Source organism: Sphingomonas faeni (assembly GCF_003053745.1).
Taxonomy (GTDB): domain Bacteria; phylum Pseudomonadota; class Alphaproteobacteria; order Sphingomonadales; family Sphingomonadaceae; genus Sphingomonas; species Sphingomonas faeni.
On record NZ_QAYE01000001.1, the window covers coordinates 262,474 to 282,157 of the forward strand.

The 19,684-nt window shown below is 66.5% G+C and carries 17 protein-coding genes; 9 read left to right on the plus strand and 8 right to left on the minus strand.

Translation table 11 applies throughout. The annotated features are described in order from the left end of the window. Positions 1–73: 73 nt before the first annotated feature. A complete protein-coding gene (locus C8J25_RS01240) occupies positions 74–1,015 on the minus strand; it encodes a DnaJ C-terminal domain-containing protein (protein ID WP_107951927.1) in 942 nt (313 codons plus the stop codon). Positions 1,016–1,109: 94 nt separating this feature from the next. Here C8J25_RS01240 and C8J25_RS20580 point away from each other — a divergent pair, with 94 nt between their 5' ends. Then, on the plus strand, positions 1,110–1,253 hold the full coding sequence (locus tag C8J25_RS20580) for a hypothetical protein (RefSeq protein WP_167397634.1): 144 nt from the start codon (positions 1,110–1,112) through the stop codon (positions 1,251–1,253). A gap of 117 nt (positions 1,254–1,370) precedes the next feature. Here the strand turns inward: C8J25_RS20580 and C8J25_RS01245 are convergent, their stop codons facing one another. From C8J25_RS01245 to ku, 4 genes are all read right to left on the minus strand, one after another. Then, the gene (locus C8J25_RS01245) at positions 1,371–2,273 is read right to left on the minus strand and encodes a transglutaminase family protein (protein WP_107951928.1); all 903 of its coding nucleotides are present in this window, start codon (positions 2,271–2,273) and stop codon (positions 1,371–1,373) included. Positions 2,274–2,424: 151 nt separating this feature from the next. Beyond that, the gene (locus C8J25_RS01250) at positions 2,425–4,863 is read right to left on the minus strand and encodes a circularly permuted type 2 ATP-grasp protein (protein WP_107952555.1); all 2,439 of its coding nucleotides are present in this window, start codon (positions 4,861–4,863) and stop codon (positions 2,425–2,427) included. Between the two features lie 309 nt (positions 4,864–5,172). Further along, positions 5,173–7,698 (minus strand): DNA ligase D, encoded by a 2,526-nt coding sequence (gene ligD / locus C8J25_RS01255; protein ID WP_107951929.1) that lies wholly within the window; start codon positions 7,696–7,698, stop codon positions 5,173–5,175. A gap of 112 nt (positions 7,699–7,810) precedes the next feature. Then, positions 7,811–8,692 carry a non-homologous end joining protein Ku gene (gene ku, locus C8J25_RS01260; protein ID WP_107951930.1) on the minus strand — a complete coding sequence of 294 codons (882 nt, stop codon included), beginning with the start codon at positions 8,690–8,692 and terminating at the stop codon, positions 7,811–7,813. Between the two features lie 112 nt (positions 8,693–8,804). On the opposite strand from ku, the gene pdxH reads away from it, so the two are divergent. The 3 genes from pdxH to C8J25_RS01275 are packed head-to-tail and all read left to right on the plus strand — an operon-like array spanning position 8,805 to position 11,157. Further along, the gene (pdxH, locus tag C8J25_RS01265) at positions 8,805–9,383 is read left to right on the plus strand and encodes a pyridoxamine 5'-phosphate oxidase (protein WP_107951931.1); all 579 of its coding nucleotides are present in this window, start codon (positions 8,805–8,807) and stop codon (positions 9,381–9,383) included. Next, the gene (locus tag C8J25_RS01270) at positions 9,380–10,327 is read left to right on the plus strand and encodes a cation diffusion facilitator family transporter (protein WP_056484804.1); all 948 of its coding nucleotides are present in this window, start codon (positions 9,380–9,382) and stop codon (positions 10,325–10,327) included. The genes pdxH and C8J25_RS01270 overlap by 4 nt, the downstream gene beginning before the upstream one ends. Before the next feature lie 38 nt (positions 10,328–10,365). Beyond that, positions 10,366–11,157, plus strand: coding sequence for a PhzF family phenazine biosynthesis protein (locus C8J25_RS01275; protein WP_107951932.1), 792 nt, complete (start codon positions 10,366–10,368; stop codon positions 11,155–11,157). A 179-nt stretch (positions 11,158–11,336) separates the two neighbouring features. Here C8J25_RS01275 and C8J25_RS01280 read toward each other — a convergent pair whose 3' ends face one another. Next, entirely contained in the window at positions 11,337–11,585 is a 249-nt protein-coding gene (locus C8J25_RS01280; RefSeq protein WP_107951933.1) for a UvrB/UvrC motif-containing protein, read from the minus strand. 14 nt (positions 11,586–11,599) lie between these two features. Beyond that, positions 11,600–12,721: a tRNA 2-thiouridine(34) synthase MnmA gene (gene mnmA / locus C8J25_RS01285; RefSeq protein ID WP_107951934.1), complete on the minus strand. Its 1,122-nt coding sequence runs from the start codon at positions 12,719–12,721 to the stop codon at positions 11,600–11,602. A gap of 195 nt (positions 12,722–12,916) precedes the next feature. On the opposite strand from mnmA, the gene C8J25_RS01290 reads away from it, so the two are divergent. From C8J25_RS01290 to C8J25_RS01300, 3 genes are all read left to right on the plus strand, one after another. Beyond that, complete coding sequence (locus C8J25_RS01290) at positions 12,917–13,144, plus strand: hypothetical protein (RefSeq protein ID WP_056061089.1); 228 nt, start codon at positions 12,917–12,919, stop codon at positions 13,142–13,144. Between the two features lie 103 nt (positions 13,145–13,247). After that, entirely contained in the window at positions 13,248–13,547 is a 300-nt protein-coding gene (gene sciP / locus C8J25_RS01295; protein WP_056061087.1) for a CtrA inhibitor SciP, read from the plus strand. 93 nt (positions 13,548–13,640) lie between these two features. Then, positions 13,641–13,898 (plus strand): GlsB/YeaQ/YmgE family stress response membrane protein, encoded by a 258-nt coding sequence (locus C8J25_RS01300; protein WP_056484797.1) that lies wholly within the window; start codon positions 13,641–13,643, stop codon positions 13,896–13,898. A 214-nt stretch (positions 13,899–14,112) separates the two neighbouring features. Here C8J25_RS01300 and C8J25_RS01305 read toward each other — a convergent pair whose 3' ends face one another. Further along, positions 14,113–14,853, minus strand: coding sequence for an SIMPL domain-containing protein (locus C8J25_RS01305; protein WP_107951935.1), 741 nt, complete (start codon positions 14,851–14,853; stop codon positions 14,113–14,115). 207 nt (positions 14,854–15,060) lie between these two features. Here C8J25_RS01305 and C8J25_RS01310 point away from each other — a divergent pair, with 207 nt between their 5' ends. Together C8J25_RS01310 and C8J25_RS01315 are read left to right on the plus strand one after the other, a co-directional pair. Continuing rightward, positions 15,061–16,251 carry an efflux RND transporter periplasmic adaptor subunit gene (locus C8J25_RS01310; RefSeq protein WP_107951936.1) on the plus strand — a complete coding sequence of 397 codons (1,191 nt, stop codon included), beginning with the start codon at positions 15,061–15,063 and terminating at the stop codon, positions 16,249–16,251. Positions 16,252–16,255: 4 nt separating this feature from the next. Continuing rightward, positions 16,256–19,477 (plus strand): efflux RND transporter permease subunit, encoded by a 3,222-nt coding sequence (locus C8J25_RS01315; protein ID WP_107951937.1) that lies wholly within the window; start codon positions 16,256–16,258, stop codon positions 19,475–19,477. Positions 19,478–19,684: the final 207 nt, after the last annotated feature.

Genomic DNA, 19,684 nt, shown 5'->3' on the forward strand with positions numbered 1-19,684 from the left:
GAGACGGGCGCGCGTCGCACCATGATCATGCGCGCGCGCTTCGGGCGTTAGGGTATTGTCATTCACAACGGGTTCAGACGCCCATGGCCCCCCGCGGGTTCCCCGCTTCGCGACCATCCCAGCTTTCGACGAACGCCGTCAGCGCCGCATCGCTCGCGGGAATGTCGATCATCAGGGTGACCAACTGGTCGCCTCGCGTGCCGCCCTTCTTGTGAAAACCCTTGCCCTTGAGGCGCAGCGTCTTGCCCGAGGTCGTGCCCTTGGGAATCGTCAGCATCACCGGTTTGTCGACCGTCGGCGCCTTGACCGACCCGCCCAGCACAGCCTCGGCCAGCGTGATCGGCAGGTCGAGGCGGACGTCGTCGCCGTCGCGCGTGAAGAACTTGTGCGGCTGGACCTCGATCGTCAGGATCGCATCGCCTGCGCCGCCCGGACCCTGCTCGCCCTTGCCGGCAAGCTTCATCTGCGTGCCGGTCTCGACGCCGGCGGGCAGCTTCAGGTCGAGCGTCTTGCCGTCTGCGAGAGTCACGCGCTGCGGCTCCAGCGTCGCCGCCTCGACGAACGGGACCTGCAGGCGATACGCGGCATTCTCGCCCTTGGGCTGCGGGCGCCGACCGAAGCCGCCGGAGAACCCGCCGCCGCCGCCTCGCTGCGCGCCGCCGAACAGCCCTTCGAAGATGTCGCTCATATCGGCCCCGCCGGCGCCGCTCTCATAGCCTTCGCTGCGGAAGCCGCCGCCGGGCTGCGGCCGCCCGCCGCCGCCGCCGCCGCCGAAGCCGAACGGCGACGCCGGGTTGCCGTCCCCATCGATCTCGCCGCGATCGAACCGCGCGCGTTTGTCCTTGTCGTTCAGCAGGTCGTACGCGTTGGTGACCGTGCTGAACCGCTCCGACGCCTTCGGGTTGTCTTTGTTGCGATCGGGATGAAGCTCCTTCGCGAGCTTGCGGTACGCCTTCTTGATGTCGGCTTCGGTCGCGTCGCGCGCTACACCCAGAGTCTTGTACGGATCGGCCACTTACGTCCCCATTATACCTTGCGCGTCTATGTGGGGGGATCGCCCGCGCAACGCAATTGCGCGCGGGGTGTTTGGTTGCACGAGAGGAACGATCATGACCGACAAACAACCGATGCAGGGCGTGCCGAAGAACGACGACGGTGCGAAGGAGAAGGACGGTGTGAACGACGCGCCGGCCAAGGACAAGGGCGGCGAGAGTGGCGGCGGCTCGTATCCGAACCCGCACGACGAGAAGTAACGCGCGTTCCGTCATTCCCGCGCAGGCGGGAGCCCATTGTGGCAGGCCTGCGAGATAAGTACCCCCGTTTGCCTTTACGGGTCCCCGCCTCCGCGGGGGTGACGAACGTGGTCCATGCTACCTAGCGATTGGCGGCTCCGTCTCATCCAAAGGCGCAACATCGACACTGACATCCATGTTCTGCGCGCCCGATCCGAGCACCACCCCGTCGACCGGCGCGATCTCGGCATAATCCCGCCCGACCGCCATCACGATGTGATCGCTCGCCATCCAGATCCCGTTGGTCGGATCAACCCCGACCCAGCCGCGCACCGGCCCGCACCACAGCAGGACCCACGCATGCGTCGCATCCGCCCCGACCAGCCGCGGCTGGCCCTCGGGCGGGATCGTGCGGATATAGCCCGACGCATACGCCGCCGGCAGCCCTGCCGCGCGTAGCCCCGTGATCATGATCTGCGCGAAATCCTGGCACACGCCCTTGCGCTGGAGGAACGCTTCGTGCGGCGGCGTATCGACCAACGTCGCGTCCGCATCGAATTCGAACTCAACCTGAATCCGCCGCGCGAGCGCGATCCCGGCCTCCAGTGCCCCCCGCGAAGAGTCGAGATCCACTGCGCAATAGTCGGCGATCGCCTGGTCGAGCGGGATCAGTGGCGAAGGATAGATGTAATTCGCCGGGCTCGCCGCGGAGAGATCGGTGCTGGCCCGCGCCATCGTCGCGATTTCGCCCAGCGTCGGATCGCTCGTATCGGGCACGGGCACGAGCCGATCCACCGTCATCCGCGACCGGCTCTCGATCGTCAGGTGGCGAACCGGGCTGTCGACGACCAATCGCGTCACGTTGGCCAGCCCCGCCTCCGCCCGCGCCGCGCTGGTACGCCCGGCCGGATGTACCGACAGCGCATAGCTATCCAGACGCTGCCCCGGCCAGTCGATCGGCTTCAACCGCAGATTGCACCGCGCGAACTTCACGCTCGCGCCGTAGTCGAACGTCGTGACGTGGCGGATATCGTAAATCATGAAAATCCTCCCCGGCACGGGGAGGGGGACCGCCAGCTTGCTGGTGGTGGAGGGGGGGCACCACGAACGGTGCGCTGGTGGAGAGCCCCCTCCACCATGCGCTGCATGGTCCCCCTCCCCGTACCGGGGAGGATTTGCAGCGTCACGCCCCTCACGCCAACGTCAGCCCGCTAGTCCGCAACGGCTCGGCCCCCTGCAGGAAATACCGCCGCGCCAGCGCATCCGACACCGCGCCGAGACGCCGCTCGATATCTCCCAGCGTCTCCGCATCCAACTCCGCGGCCGTCGCGGTCATCACGATCGCCTGCAACCCGGTCGCCTGCGCCTGTTGCGGCTCCGCCATCTCGTCGTCGCTCAGCACCGGCAATTCCGCCAACCGCGCCGCGATCCGCTCCGCCGAAAACGCGAGACTGCGCGGATTGCCCGGATCGAGCGCCACCAGATCCATCACCGGCACCCGCGCGATCCCCGTGGGATAACGCTGACGATAACTGATCTGGCTGTCCGCAAGGTCGAGCAGCACCGACAGATCGTCCGGTGACGCACCCGGCATCCCGAACAACCGGATCGCGCGCGCCATCGCCATCGCCCGCTCGATCCGCCGCCCGAGATCGTGAAAGCGCCACGCCGCCGTCCGGCCCATATGTTCCGCCGACAGCCCCGCGATCGCTGCGTAGCGCCGTTGCAGCGACCCCGCCCGCTCCAGCATTCCGCGATGCGTCGGGAAGGGCGCTTCGAGCAGCCGCACCATGTCCGCCGACAACCGATCGCGCGAGCCTTCGCCGATCTCACGCGCGTGGCGGTTGAGCGTCAGGATCGACTGCCAGCGCTCATCCTCCATCGCGGTGCGGGCGAGCGCGGTCAGGTCGGCGCGGCGCAGCGACGGAGGATGCGGCGCGCTGCCCGCCCCAACGATCAGCCCGACCAGCTTGCCGACCGTGGTAGGAGACAGGACAGCCCCCCCGTCGACGTCGATCGAATTGCCGAGCATCACGCGGATCGCGCCGAGCAGCGCTTCGCCGCGCTCCAGATAGCGGCCGAGCCAGTAGAAATTGTCCGCCACCCGGCTTGGCAACGTCCCCGGATTGCGGCGGACCTGAAGCGAGTCCGCGGCGGTCAGCAGCGACACCGGCGCGACCGGCTCGGCACCATAGATGCAGACGTCGGCGGACCAGATCCCTTCGCCCATCACCGCCGCCCGCGCGTCGGGGTGCTCGCCGATCCGCGCGAACCCGCCGGGGAGGACGGTCCACTCGCCATCGCCGTTACGCGCTGCGAAGACGCGCAGAGTAAACGGGCGGGGGACGAGCGCATCGCCGACCACGACCGGCATCGTCGAGAGCTGGACAACTTCCTGCCCGACGTAATCCTGCGGCCTGTTCGCCATGTCGGCGAGCAGTCGCGTCCGGTCTTCGTCGGTGATGTCGGCGCCCGTGACCGGGCCGCCGGTCATGCCGAGCGGGCGCGCATGGAACGCCGGACCGATCAGCAGGCGATCGAAATTCGCCTCGACCTGCGCCCGCGCGCCGTCCTGCCCGCACCACCACGTCGCGATGTTGGGCAGCAGCAGGTCTTCGCCGAGCAGCGACTTCGCCAACTGCGGCAGAAACGCCGAGAATGCCGGCGCCTCCAGCACCGCCGACCCCGGCGCGTTCGACAGCACGACGTTGCCGGCGGCGTACGCGTCGATCAGCCCTGGCACGCCGATCTGCGAATGCGTGTCGAATGCCAGCGGATCGAGCAGCCGCGGGTCGAGCCGCCGCCACAGCGCATCGATCCGCTTAAGCCCACCAATCGTGCGGACATACACCTTGTCCTCGAGCGCGGCGAGATCGGCGCCCTCGACCAGCAGCAGCCCCAGATAGCGCGCGAGGTGCGCCTGCTCGGGATAGCTCGGGTTGAACCGGCCGGGGGTGAGCAGTCCGATGCGCGGGTCTGTCCGCTTGCACATCGCCGCGATCCCGGCGCGGAAGGCGGCGAAGAACGGCGCGTGGCGCTGGACGTTGAGCCGATCCTGCAACCCCCCAAGCGTCCGGCTGACGGCGATGCGGTTCTCCAGCGCATAGCCGGCGCCGGCGGGCGCGCGGAGGTGATCGGCAAGCACGCGCCATTCGCCGGTCGGCCCGCGGCCGAGGTCGATCGCGATGAAATCGAGATGACGGCCACCGGGTGGGTCGAGCCCGACCATCGGTCGCAGGAAGAACGGGCTGCCGGTGACCAGCGCAGCGGGGATGTGGCCGTCCGCGACCAGCTTTCCTTCGCCGTAAAGGTCGGCGATGACCGTTTCCATCAACGTCGCGCGCTGGATGACGCCGCGCTCGATGCCCGCCCATTCGCCGGCTTCGATCAGCAGCGGGACGGGCGAGACGGGCCAGGGGCGCTCATCGGGTTCGTCGGCGATGCGGAAGCCGGTGCCGATGTCGACCGCATGCCGCTGGACGCGTTCACGGATGTGGCCAAGGTCGTCCGAGGCGACCATCGCCAGCTCGGCAAACATCGCTGCCCAGGCCGGGTTGGCATCTTCGCAGAGCACGTCGGCGCCGGTGCTGCGCGCGCAATAATCGGTGATCCAGCGCTCGGCATGGATCATCGCGTCGAAAAGGGGCGCGGTGTGCGTCGCCGTGTCCAATGCCTCAAGCCCCCGAATACAGGCGGCGGTGTTTCACCTTTCGACGCGGCGGTGCAACATAAATTGTCGCGGGGGCCATGCCTTACTCTTGTTCCCCCGCGTTTGCGAGGGAACAGCAGGGTAGGGTACCGGCATCCGCCAATGCCACCACCCCGGCGAAGGCCGGGGCCCAGTTGGAAAGGTGGTCGTAACAGAGCGCTGCCCTCCGAAGGTAGCGTTCACCAACTGGGCCCCGGCTTTCGCCGGGGTGGTGCTAGTGGAGGGGGCAGCTCAAAAATCCGGCAACACCTGATCCGCGACACCCCAGCCTTCCAGCGCCCGCGACCCGGCCCTCTCGATCAACGCAGCCCCATCCTTCACGCCCCATCGCGCCGCAGTCTCGATATCCCGCAACTCGGTCCACGATACCGGCGCCGCCACCGGCGCCCCAGCCCGAGCCCGCGCCGAATACGGCATCACCGCCGTTGCGCCGCGCTGGTTGCGGAGCCAGTCGATGAAGATCCGCCCCTTGCGCTTGGCCTTGGCCATCGTCGCGACGAAGCGCTCGGGATCCGCCCCCGCCATCGCCCGCGCGAACCGATCCGCGAAGTCCTTCACCGCCGGCCATTCCGCGTCCGGAGTCAGCGGTACGACGACATGCACGCCCTTGCCGCCCGACAGCATCAGGAAGCTGACCAGCCCCAGTTCGGCCAGCTGGTTCTTGAGATGCTCCGCCGCCTTCTTCGTATCGCCGAAGTCGAGCCCCTCGTCCGGGTCGAGATCGAATATCAGCCGGTCCGGCTTCTCCAAGGTCGCGTTCGACGAGCCCCAGCCGTGGAACTCGATCGTCCCCATCTGCACACAGGCAACCAAGCCGTCCGCGTCGTCGACATACAGATAGTCCTCGGTCAAGCCGTCCTTCTCGCGGATCGGCACCTTGTGGACAGCGTCGCCGAAGCTTCCGGCATCGTGTTTCTGGAAGAAGCACGCACGTGATCGACCTTGCGGGCAGCGGACGAGGCTGATCGGGCGGTTGCCCGCGACCGGCAGCATGATCCCCGAGACCGCGACGTAATAGTCGGCGAGATCGCCCTTCGTGACGTCCGACTTGTCGAAGAGCACGCGGTCCCGGCTGCTGACCTTTATGCTGGTCACGGGCGCCGCGGTTTCCTCCACATCGGGTAGCGGGGCGGGCATCTCGGCGACGACGTCCTTCGCCGCCTTGTCCTCGCGCAGGCCGATGAAGCTCGAATGGCGGAGCACGCCGTCGGGGGTGACCTCGGCAAACGCGACCTCCGCGACTAGTTTGGGCGTCACCCATTTCGCGCCGCGGACCGCCGCCTTGGGGGCCTCGACCGTCGGGGTCTTGCGATCAAGTGCGTCGAGCTTGTCGCGAATTTCGTCCATCAACGCCTGGTCGAACCCGGTGCCGACCTTACCCGCATACCGATAGCCCTTGCCCTCGCGAACGCCGAGCAACAGCGACTTGAACCCGCGTTTCTTGTCGGAGGGCAGCCAGCCGACGATCACGAATTCCTGGCGGTGCGTGCATTTGACCTTGAGCCACGCCTTGGTCCGCCTGCCGGCATAGGGCGCGTCGGCGCGTTTCGAGACGATGCCTTCGAGGCCCTCCCGGCACATCGTCTCGAATAGTTGCTCGCCCGCGCCGATCACGTGGTCGGAGTAGCGGAGACGGTCCTCGTCCTCGGGGATCAGCGGTTGCAGGCGCGCCTTGCGGTCGAGGTTGGACAGGCCGGTGAGGTCTTCACCATCGAGTGCGAGCAGGTCGAAGGCGAACAGCGTCATGTCGCCGCCGGCGGAAATTGCATCCTTCAGCGTCGAGAAATCGGGGTGGCCGTCCTTGAACGCGACGATCTCGCCGTCGATCAGCGCGGATTTTACGGGGAGTTTGGCGGCCGCTGCGGCGATCGCTGCGAACTTGTCGGTCCAGTCTAGACCGGTGCGGGTGAAGACCTTGGCCTTGCCGTTGGCGACGGAGATCAGCGCGCGATAGCCGTCGTATTTTACCTCGTAGAGCCATGCGGAGCCGGTGGGGACGGCATCGACGAGGGTGCACAGTTGCAGGTCCTGAAATTCCTCCCCGGCACGGGGAGGGGGACCGCCGTTAGCTTTTTCGGTGGTGGAGGGGGGCTTGGCGCTGGCGATGGCTTTACGGGTAGCGGTACTCTTGCGGGCCGCCCCCTCCACCAGCTTCGCTGGTCCCCCTCCCCGTGCCGGGGAGGATTTGCCTTCCTCGATCTCCGCCATCGTGCGGCCGGTCGAGACGCTCGTCAGTGCTTCTTCCACCAGCGTGTCGGTACCGCCGGCCGCGGCGTCGTCGATTTTGCGGAGCAGCCAGTTCTCGCGCTTCTCCTTCGCGCGGGGCTTCAGGCGGATCAGCAACCATTCGCCCTTCATCCGTTCGCCATCGAGGACGAAGTGGAGGTGGCCCTTATCGAGATCCTTCGCCGACTTGCCTTTGATCGGCGACCACGTCCCGCGGTCCCACAGCATCACCGTGCCGCCGCCATATTCGCCGGCGGGGATCGTGCCTTCGAAGGTGGCGTAGCTGAGCGGGTGGTCCTCGGTGCGGACGGCGAGGCGCTTTTCGTTGGGGTCGAGGCTGGGGCCGCGGGTGACCGCCCAGCTTTTCAGGACGCCGTCGATTTCGAGGCGGAAGTCCCAGTGGAGGCGAGTCGCGTCGTGCTTCTGGACCATGAACGAGTTGCCGTTGCCGGGGGCTAGTGTGCCCGCGGGTTCGGCGGTCTTGGTGAAGTTTCGCTTGGAATTGTAGAGCGCGAGGGGATCGTCGACCATCTACTCCCCTCCCGCAAGCGGGAGGGGCCGGGGGTGGGTCGGCTGCTTGGCGGGGGAGGCGCTATTATGGTGAGCGACCCACCCCCAACCCCTCCCTTCCAGGGAGGGGAGCTTACGCACGTTTCTTGGCCGGCGTTTTGGCAGCGGTTTCTGCCGGCGCGCGCTTGGCGGGGGCCTTCTTCGCCGGCGCCTTCTCCGCACTACCCCCACTCTTCTCCATCGACTTCTTCAACGCCGCCATCAGGTCGACCACGTTCGACCCGGTCTTCCCACCCGTGTCCTTGTCCTCGATGATCTTCTTCCCGTTCGATTTGCGCTTGCGCTCGATCAGGTCCTTCAGCGCGTCGACATAGCGATCGTGGAACTCCTGCGGATGGAAGTCCGCGCTGCGCTTCTCGATCAGCGCTTCGGCCAGTTCGAGCAGTTCCTCGGACGGCTTGTCGTCGGGGATCTCGCGGAAATACCCCTGCGCCTTGTGGACTTCGTCGGCATAGCGCAGCGTCTCCAGCACCATGCCGCGCCCGCATGGCTTGAGGCTCACGACGTATTCGCGACCGCGCATCGCAAGTTGGCCGAGCCCGACTTTCTTCGTCCGCTTCAGCGCCTCGCGCAAGACGATGAACGCCTCCTCCGCGAGATCATCGGCGGGCACGACGAAATACGGCTTCTCGTAATAGAGCACGTCGATCTCGCTCGCGTCGACGAACTGCGTCAGCTCCAGCGTCTTCTTGGACTCCAGCTTGACCGCATCGATCTCGTCCTGCTCCAGGAGCACGTATTCGCCCTTCGAGACCTCATACCCCTTCATGATCTCGTCGGCGTCGACCGGGCCGACGCCAGTGACGACCTTGTCATAGTGGATTGGCTGGCCCGATGGCTCGTGGATTTGCTTGAACGACACCGCCGCGCCGGACTTGGTCGCGGAATAGATCTCGACCGGGATCGAGACGAGGGCCAGCCGGATCTGCCCCTGCCAATACGCGCGCGCTGCCACCTTGCGTGTTCCTTCGTTGCGGAAACGATTCGATTATCCATCAATCGTCGGCAGGGCAGAGTCGTTCCCTGATGCGGTTTCGCTCGAGCCGAAGTTTCGCTATGGCGCAGCCATGTCCGAAGATCCGATCGCGCTGTTCGACGCCTGGTACGCCGAGGCGCGCAAGACAGAAATCAACGACTCCAACGCGGTAGCACTCGCCACCGCGGATGCGGAGGGACGGCCTTCGGTGCGCATGGTGCTGCTCAAGGGTCACGGTCCCGATGGTTTCGTGATCTACACCAATCGCGAAAGCCGCAAGGCAGGCGACCTCGCGGTGAACACCTATGCCGCGCTGCTCTTCCATTGGAAGTCGCTGCGCCGCCAGGTCCGGATCGAGGGCAGCGTGACCCTGGTCAGCGACGCCGAGTCGGACGCCTATTTCGCATCGCGCGGTCGCGATTCACAGTTGGGCGCCTGGGCATCGGACCAGTCGCGACCGCTGGATTCGCGCGAGACGTTCGAGCATCGCTTCGCCGAAATGCAGGCGCGGTTCGAGGGTGGCGACGTGCCACGCCCGCCGCATTGGGGTGGCTACCGGATCGCGCCCGACCGCATCGAACTGTGGCAGGACCGCGCGCATCGGCTCCATGAACGCCGGCTGTTCACGCGCGAAGGCGGCAACTGGAGCGAAGGGCTGCTGTTCCCATGACGCAGGACGAACGCCGCAAGGTCATACCCCTGGCAACCCGCGCGGCGCTCGCCAGCGTCGCGATGGCGTGTTTCCTGCTGCTGCTGAAGGGCTTTGCGGCTTGGTCGACGGGCTCGGTGGCGATGCTCGGCTCGCTTGCCGACACCGCGCTCGACCTGCTCGCGTCGTTGGTCACACTGTACGGCGTGCGGCTGGCGGCGACTCCGGCGGATCACGACCACCGTTTCGGCCACGGCAAGGCGGAGGCGCTGGCCGCGCTGTTCCAGGTGATGTTGATCACCGCGTCGGCGGTCGGCATCGCGTGGCGCGCGATCCTCGCGTTCGGCGATCCGCAGCCGACCACCGGCGCCGAGTTCGGCATCGGCGTGTCGGTGATCGCGATCGCGGCGACGGTGTTCCTGCTCGCCTATCAGCGTAAGATCATCCGCCAGACGGGCTCGGTCGCGATCCTCGCGGACAATGTCCATTACCAGTCCGACGTGCTGCTCAACGGCTCGGTGATCGTCGCGCTGGTGCTCGATCAATATGTCGGGTGGAGCGGCGCCGATCCGATCTTCGGCATCGTCATCGCGTTGTGGCTCGCCTGGGGGGCGTTCCAGGCGTCGTCGAACGCGATCGACCAGTTGATGGACAAGGAATGGCCCGAGGATTTCCGCGCGCAATTCCTCGACGTCGCCGCGCGCCAGCCCGGCATCCGCGGCATCCATGATTTCCGCACGCGGCGCTCGGGCAGCCACGATTTCGCGCAGTTCCACATGGAGGTCGCGCGCGACCTGACCGTGGAACACGCGCACGACATCGTCGAGGCGGTCGAGCGCAACCTGCGCACCGCATTCCCCAAGGTCGAGGTGTTGATCCACCTCGATCCCGAGGGGCATGTCGACACCGACAATCCGCTGGTCGAGGCGGATGTGACGCCGCATTGGTTCGGCAAGCGGGTATAGTCCGTTCGAGATTCGGCAACGCGTTTGAGGATTCAGGCATGAGAATACCGTTCGCGCAGATCGATGCGTTTTCCGACACGCCGTTCGGCGGCAACCAGGCGGCGGTGATGCCGCTGTCGGCGTGGCTCGACGACGCCGTGCTGCTGAACATCGCGCAGGAGAACAACCTGAGCGAGACCGCGTTCATCGTTGCTTCGGACGACGAGGGTGTCGATTTCGACCTGCGCTGGTTCACGCCGGGTGCAGAGGTTGCCTTGTGTGGTCATGCGACGCTGGCGAGCGGGCATTTCGTGCTGTCGTCGGACACCGCGCTCGACCGGGTGCGGTTCCGAACGCGGCAGGCTGGGATGTTGGAGGTCGCGCGGGCGGATAGCGGGTACACGCTTGAACTGCCGGCCTGGGGACCGAGCCCGAAGGCGATCCCGGAGATCGTCGCTGCACTGAACATCGTCGAGCCGGTCGAGACGCTGTGGCACGAGAAGGGCTATGCGCTCGTGATCGTCGACGACGAGGCCGTGGTGCGTGACTTGAAGCCGGACTACGCGGCGCTGGCAAAGTTCCCGATCGTCGCGATTGTTGCGGCGCGAGGCGAGGCGACCGACATCGTCAGCCGCGTGTTCACGCCGTATTATGCGATCAACGAGGATCCGGTGACGGGCTCGGCGCATGCGGTGATGGTGCCGTATTGGGCGCCGACCTTGGGGAACAGCTTCACGGCGTATCAGGCGAGTGCGCGCGGCGGGAAGCTGACGTGTCGTCTGGACGGCGACCGCGTGGTGCTGGGCGGATCGTGCGTGACGACGATCGAAGGCACCTTCCTGCTGCCATGATTTAGGCGCGGCTGACAATGCCCCCGGGGGGATCATCGTGGTGATCTTCCTGTTGCTTCCCCCCTCCCTGGAAGGGAGGGGCCGGGGGTGGGTCGGCTTCCGCATTCTCCGAACGCGCGTGACTCAAGCCGGCCTACCCACCCCAACCCCTCCCCTCCAGGGAGGGGGGCAAAGAAGTGCTACCGCTTGCGCCCCTTGGTCATCGGATCGGGCTTTTTCGGTTTCACCCAGCCGGGCGGCGGCGTCATCCGCTGCTGGCTGGTGCCTAGCCCCATGGCCCCCGGCTGTTGGCGCGTCAGCCCGGCGGTGTCCGCCACCTCACCACCGCCGCGCAGCACGCTGATCTGATCGCGCAACTTGCCCGCGGTTTCGAAGTCCATCGCCGCGGCGGCGGTTTCCATCTGGCGGCGAAGATCTTCGATATCCATCCGCGCTCAACGCGTCAGGCGGCGACCAGTGCCGCTTCGGTGTCCGCGATCCAGCCGCCGCCGAGCACGCGCTCGCCCGCATAGAGCACCGCGGCCTGGCCCGGTGCGACGCCGTATTCGGGCGCATCGAACACCACGCGGTCGCCGACCAGACGGGCAGGGACAGGTTTCGCCATCGACCGCACCTTGGCGGTCAGCGGTCCGGCGAAGTCGCCGCCCAACCAGTTGATGTCGGTCATCCGCGCCGCCTCGACCGCGAGCGCGCGACGGGGGCCGACGACGACTCGCTTCGTCTCAGGCTCGACCCGCACGACATAAAGCGGCTCCGGACTCCCCCCGATCTCCAACCCGCGGCGCTGGCCGACGGTGAAGTGGATCAGCCCGCGATGTTCGCCGAGCTTTGCGCCACCGAGATCGACGATGTCGCCTGCCGTTTCCGCCGCTTCGGGGCGCAATTTTTTGACGAGGCCAGCGTAATCGCCGTCGGGAACGAAGCAGATGTCCTGGCTGTCCGGCTTGGCCGCGACGCCGAGGCCGAGTTCGGCGGCGATCTCGCGGACGCGCGCCTTGGGTAGGCCGCCGAGCGGAAAGCGCAGATAATCGAGCTGCGTCTGCGTGGTCGCGAACAGGAAATAGCTCTGGTCGCGCGCGGGATCGGCACCGCGGTGGAGTTCGGCGCCATCCACCCCCTCGACCCGGCGGACGTAATGCCCGGTCGCGAGGCAGTCCGCGCCGAGATCGCGCGCGAGCTTCAGCAGGTCGGTGAACTTCGGCCCCATGTTGCACTGGACGCACGGGATCGGCGTGCGACCGGCGAGATACTCGTCGGCGAACTTGTCGACCACCTGCTCGCGAAAACTCGTTTCGTGATCGAACACGTAATGCGCGATGCCGAGTCGGTCGCAGACCGCGCGCGCATCGCGGATATCGCGGCCCGCACAGCACGAGCCTGCGCGGCCGACCGTCTCGCCGTGATCGTAGAGCTGGAGCGTCACGCCGATCGTCTCCGCGCCGGTGGCGTGCGCGAGCGCGGCGACGACCGAGCTGTCGACGCCGCCCGACATCGCCACGACGATGCGCTTCCCGGCCATGCTGCCGTCGGCAGTGGCCCCGAGCTGAAAATCGGTCTGATCCATGCGGCGCTACATAAGCGCGGCGGCACCGCGTTGCAAAAAGATGCGTCGATTAACCTGGATTAGGCCGAAGCGAGGGAAAAATGCGACCGACGCAAGCTGCGGCGCAACAATTCGAGCACTTAGCGATGGGTGTTTTACGCAGTCTTCATCCCCTTGGCCTAGACAGGGGCTTCCGAGAATGAAGCGAGTGACCCGTTGGACCTGAGTTTTCCCCGTTTCGATCGCGACGCAGAGGTCACCGTTCTTCCGGGTGACCTGGCCGTTCTGATCGTCGGTATCGCCGCCCGACAGGCAGCGAGCCCGACAGCGGCGGTGCAGGCGGGATTTGCTCGCGCCACGATCGATCCGAAGTTGTTTGCGCCACTCCACGGTGCGTTCAACGGGCCGATGGCTGCGGCGTTGACCCGTTGGAAGGAGGAATGAAGATGCTGTTTACCGCGGCGTTTCAGCCGATCTTCAAGACCTGCGATTACAGGTCGTGTGTGCGTATCGAGAGGGGGCCCCCCGCCCCGATCAGAGGTTTCAAATGATCGAGAACCAGAAAATCCGTCCCGGCAAGGTCATCGGGCCATTGGGCGAGCAGCTGACGCTGGACAGCCTGCCACCGCCCAGCACCACGCGCTGGGTCGTGCGGCGCAAGGCCGAAGTCGTTGCTGCGGTGAATGGCGGACTGCTGAGCGTCGACGATGTGTGCGCGCGCTACGGCCTGACGGTCGAGGAGTTCGCCGGATGGCAGCGAGCGATCGATCGGTCGGGAATGCCCGGACTGCGCGTGACGCGAATTCAGCACTATAAGTCATTGTACGAGCGCCAACAAAAGTATTGAGGGGCAAAACTCAAAACGCGAGCGGAACAAAAAACGCCGTTCGCACGTCTTTCCGCCATCGCCCGGATACGGGTTCAACGGAGGGAAAACATCATGGGTCTCATTCTTTGGCTGATCATCGGCGGCGTCATCGGCTGGATCGCTAGCATGATCATGCGCACCGACGCGCAGCAGGGCATCTTCCTGAACATCATCGTCGGCATCGTCGGCGCGTTCATCGGTGGCCTCATCCTGTCGGGTGGCTCGATCAACAACGCACCGCTCACGCTGACCTCGTTCATCGTGTCGCTGCTGGGCGCCATTGTCCTGCTCGCGATCGTGAACCTCGTGCGTCGCGGTAGCGTCCGCTAAGAGTTCGCATCGTCACGCGAAGATAAAGGGCCGTCCGGGCGACCGGGCGGCCCTTTTTTCGATGTGCCCGAGCATGCGGGCCAATTCCGACGGTCTCCCCTCCCTGGAAGGGAGGGGGCGGGGGTGGGTCGGTTCCCTGTGTCGAAACGTCGCGGCACAAACGAGCCTACCCACCCCCAACCCCTCCCTTGCCAGGGAGGGGGGCAACGAAGGGTCAGTTCAGCAGGAAGCGTACTGACAGCGTGACCGTCACGTCCTTCTCGCCCGGTGCGATCTGCGTGCTGTCCTTGGCCATCGACGCGCGCGCCATCATGAACACCGGTTGTGCCGGACCACCCGCATCCTGGCCCGATTCGGCGATCGAGACGATCCGCGACACCCGCAGCCCCGCCGCCTTGGCGTAGAGATCGGCGCGGCGCTTCGCCTGCGCGATCGCATCCGTCCGAGCTTCGTCGAGCGCCGCGTCGGGCTTGTCGATCGACAGGTTCGGCCCGTCGATCTGGTTCGCACCCTCAGCCACCAGCGCGTCGAGGACCGTCCCCGACTTCCCGACGTCGCGGAAGCGGATCGAGACGGTGTTGGTCGCCTGGTACCCGGTGATCACTGGCGGCTGGTTGTCGGCGTAGCGATATTGCGGGGCAAGCTGGACGTTCGAGGTGGCGATGTCGCGTGGCGCGACGCCTGCGCGCTTGAGCGAGGCCAGCACCTTCGCCATCCGCTGCGCATTGTCGGTGAGTGCAGCCGCCGCGGTCGTCGACTGGGATACGACGCCGGCGCGGATCGTCGCCAGATCGGGCACTCGAGTCGTCCGCCCCTCGGCGGTCACGTCCAGAACGGTCCCGGCGGCGGGCACCATGGGCTCGACGGTCGTCGGCGCGGCCTGGGCGTTGGCAGCGACGGCAGGCAAGCCGATCGCGACGGTAGCGAGGGCGCTCAGGAACGATGCTGTCTTCATTGTTTATCTCCGGTGGGACACGGCCTGCCTGTCGTCCTACACAGTTCAACGCAAGCTGAACGGCATTGCGGATAGATCGGAATCGAAGCATGTCTGCGGTCCGCATGAGCCAAAGGGCTTGAGCGCGGTGACCTATTCATATAACACAGCCGGTGAATGGCGAAGCGGGTCGAGACAAGACCGGTCGAAATTGGGATTGTGACGCGCATGAACTACGAGACGAAGACCGTCGGCCAGATTGACGGTGGCGAGCACGAGGACCAGCTTGTCCTTCCCGATTACACCGCGCCGTCGCACCGCCGCCGCAACATCATCATCGCTATCGTCGTCGTGCTCGCGATCATCGGCGCCGTCTTCGCGTTCAAGGGCGGCAAGAAGGACGCCGCTGCCGGTCCGGTCGTCGAACAGGTGCCGACCGTCTCGGTCATGGTACCGGGGCGCAAGACCGTCGACCGCACGATTTCCGCGACCGGCACGATCGCCGCGCGGCGCGAAATGCCGGTCGGCGTCGCAGGCGAGGGCGGGATGATCACGCGCGTGCTGGTCGAGCCGGGCCAGTGGGTCGCCGCGGGTCAGGTGCTCGCGACGGTCGATCGCTCGGTGCAGACCGAGACCGCCGCCTCGCTCGCCGCCTCGGTCAGCGTAGCCCGTTCCGACGAGACGATCGCGCAAGCCGAACTCGATCGCGCCAAGCAGCTCGTCGATCGCGGCTTCATCTCGAAGGCCGATCTCCAGCGCAAGGCCGCGACGCGCGACGCCGCCGCCGCGCGCGTGAAGGTGGCGCAGGCGACGCTCGGCGAGGCGCGCGCGCGCAACGGTCGTCTCGATATCCGTGCGCCCGCCGCCGGCCTCGTGCTGACGCGCGGCGTCGAATCGGGTCAGGTCGTCGGCGCGGGTACCGGCGTGCTGTTCCGCATGGCCGCGGACGGCCAGATGGAAATGCGCGCACAGTTGAGCGAAGCTGATCTCGCCGGGCTCCACGCCGGCGCGCGCGCGACGGTCGTTCCGGTCGGCACGACTCAGGGCTTCCCGGGCCAGGTGTGGCAGGTTTCGCCGGTGATCGACCCGCAGAGCCGGCAGGGCATTGCGCGGATCGCGGTCGCCTATGACCCCGCGCTGCGGCCGGGCGGTTTCGCTGCGGCGACGATCGTCGGCGGTGCGACCCAGGCACCGCTGCTCCCTGATTCGGCGCTTCAGAGCGACGAGAAGGGTAGCTTCGTCTATATCATCGGCGCCGATAGCAAGGCGGTGCGCCGCGATATCAAGATCGGCCAGGTCTCCGACGCGGGCGTGACGATCCTCAGCGGACTCGACGGGACCGAGCGAGTAGTGTTGTCTGCAGGCGGGTTCCTGGCGCCCGGGCAGAAGGTGAAGCCGGTCACGAAGAAAGCGAGCTGAGCTCATGAACTTTCGCAACATCTCGGCCTGGGCGATCCGCAACCCGGTGCCGCCGATCGTGCTGTTCATCGCGCTGACCCTGGCGGGCATCGTCAGTTTCATGCGGATGGACGTAAACAACGATCCGGACATCGATTTCCCGATCGCGATCGTCGTTATCAACCAGCCGGGTGCTGCGCCGACCGAACTCGAAACGCAGGTCACGCAGCGCGTCGAGGCGGCGGTGCGTTCGCTCCAGGGCATCGACGAGATCACTTCGACCGTCACCGAGGGCCAGTCGCAGACCGTCGTCCAGCTCAGCATCGGCACGCCGATCGACCGCGCCGTCACCGACGTCCGCGACGCGATCGCGCAGATCCGCAGCGACCTGCCCGAGGGGATCCTCGAGCCGCAGGTGTTCCGCGCCAACACCACCGACAACGATCTCGCCAGCTATTCCGTGATCGCCAAGGACATGACGGTCGAACAGCTCAGCTGGTACATCGACAACAACGTCGCGAAGGAGTTGCTGTCGGTCCCGGGCATGGCCGCGGTCAACCGCAACGGCGGCGTCAGTCGCGAAATCCGCATCATCCTAGATCCGCTCAAGCTGCAAAGCCAGGGGCTCACCGCAAGCCAGGTCAACGCACAGCTCCGTCAGGTCAATCTGAACGCGGCGGGTGGTCGCGCAGAGATCGCCGGGTCCGAGCAGTCGGTCCGCGTGCTCGGCAACGCGAAGGACGCGGTCGCACTCGCGCAGACCCAGATCAGCGTCGGCAATGGCCGCACGGTACGATTGGCCGACATCGCACAGGTCCGCGATCTCTACGCCGAACAACGCAGCCGTGCCGCGATCGACGGTCGCCAGACGATCAGTTTCGATTTCCAGCGCTCAAAGGGATCGTCCGACGTCACCGTCTTCAACGAGGCGGTGAAGAAGCTCGCGGCGATGGAAAAGCGCAATCCGAACGTGCATTTCGTGCTGCGCTCGAACAGCGTCAAATATACCGAGATGCAGTATGAGAGCGCGATCCACGCGATGATCGAGGGCGCGGTGCTCGCGGTGATCGTGGTGTTCCTGTTCCTGCGCGACTGGCGCGCTACGGTGATCTCGTCGCTGGCGATCCCGCTGTCGGCGATCCCGGCCTTCTGGTTCATGGATCTGCTCGGCTTCAACCTGAACCAGATGACGTTGCTCGCGCTCAGCCTCGTCGCGGGCGTGCTGGTCGACGACGCGATCGTCGAGATCGAGAACATCGTCCGGCACATGCGGATGGGCAAGTCCGCCTATCAGGCCTCGATCGACGCCGCCGACGAGATCGGTCTCGCCGTGCTGGCGACGACGATGGCGATCGTCGCGGTGTTCCTGCCGGTCGGCCTGATGCCGGGTATCTCGGGGCAGTTCTTCAAGAATTTCGGCCTGACGGTGGTCGCCTCGGTGCTGATGAGCCTCGCGGTCGCGCGTCTCGTCACGCCGATGCTCGCGGCGTATTTCCTCAAATCCGCCGGCCCCGCGGTGCATGGCGAGGGCGTCCTGATGGACGGCTATATGGCGACGCTGAAATGGACGCTGGAGACCGGCAAGGCGAAGGCCTCGGCGGCACGCGGCGGGTTCCACCGCTTGACCAGCCGCTTCCGCGATCACCGCTTCTGGGTGCTCGGGCTCGGCGTGTTCGCGTTCCTCATGACGATCGTTATGTTCGCGGTGCTGCCGATGACGTTCCAGCCCGCGCAGGACAACGACACGTCGATGGCGGTGATCGACATGGTGCCGGGCACGACGCTCGCGCAGACCGAAGCGGTGGTGACGAAGGTCGCGGCGCTGATCGGATCGCAGCCTGACGTCCAGTCCGTCTATGCGCGCAGCGGTGCCAATGGCTCGGTCAATGCCGGCCGCGTCACCGCGACGCTCAAGGACGACCGCAAGATGAAGAGCACGGAGTTCGAGCGCAGCCTCGCACCCCAGCTCGCGGCGATCCCCGATGCGCGTGTCTCGTTCCGGTCGCAGAATGGCTGGGGCGGCAGCACGCGCGACATGAGCGTGACGCTGGGTGGCGACGATCCCAAGCTGCTCGACGCGACCGCGCAGGAGATCGTGACCGAGATGTCGCGGCTGCCGACGCTGGTTGCGCCGCGCGTTGCCGGCAACATGCAGCGCCCGGAAATCGTCATCAAGCCGCGCTTCGATCTTGCCGCCAATCTCGGCGTGACGACGCAGGCACTGTCGTCGGCGATCCGGATCGCGACGCTCGGCGACATCGACCAGAACTCGGCGCGCTTCTCGCTGTCCGATCGCCAGATTCCGATCCGCGTGGCGCTCGACCAGGGCGCACGCAGCGAGTTGTCGACGATCCAGAACCTGCCGGTCTCGACCGCCTCGGGTGGTTCGGTTCCGCTCAACCTAGTGGCGGAGATCACGCTCGGCTCAGGCCCGACCAAGATCGACCGCGTCAACCAGCAGCGTCAGCTGACGATCGGCGCCGATCTCGCGCCGGGTATCGTCTCGGGCGTCGCGCAGAAGCAGATCGATGCGCTGCCGACGATGGCGAACCTGCCAACCGGCGTGAACAAACTCGTGCTGGGGCAGTCGAAGTTCCAGGCGGAGATGATCAACAACTTCATTCTGGCGGTGATCGCGGGGACGTTCCTGGTGTTCGCGGTGCTGGTGCTGCTGTACCGCCGGGCGCTGCCGCCGTTCGTCAACATGGGCTCGCTGTTGCTGGCGCCGCTGGGTGGGTTGATCGCGTTGTGGGCGACGGGCAATCCGGTATCGATGCCGGTGTTCATCGGCATCCTGATGCTGCTGGGGATCGTCGCGAAGAACTCGATCCTGCTGATCGACTTCGCGCTGGAGGAGATGGGCAAGGGCGTCGACGTGTGGACCGCGGTGGTCGATGCCGGCCACAAGCGCGCGCAGCCGATCGTGATGACCACGGTGGCGATGGTCGCGGGCATGATCCCGACCGCGCTGTCGCTCGGCGGCGACGGATCGTGGCGCGCGCCGATGGGCATCGTCGTGATCGGCGGGCTCGTCCTGTCGACCATCCTGACGCTGTTGATCGTCCCCGCGGCGTTCAGCCTCGCGGTTGGGATCGAGCGGTATATCGGCCCACGCCTCGGCCGCAGCCTGCTCACCTATCGACCCGGCGACGACGGCAGCGAAGTGATCGGGCTCGCCGGACCGTCGGGTCCACGGCTCGGACCGGCAACCCCCAAGCTCGGCGATGGCACACAGCCAGCCGAGTGACGCCATCGCACCCCTCGTGTTGAACGACGTCGTAGTTCCGCGCGATGGCGGGGCGTCGCGGAATACCGCACAACCGGCGCCTGCACGAGCCGTCGGGTCGAGCATGGGTCGGTTGAATGCGGGCCGGTCGAGCAAGGGCCAGTCGAGCGCGGGCCGGTCAAGAGCATCGTGCGCCGGCCTCGCCTCGACGAACGCAGCACGAACGTC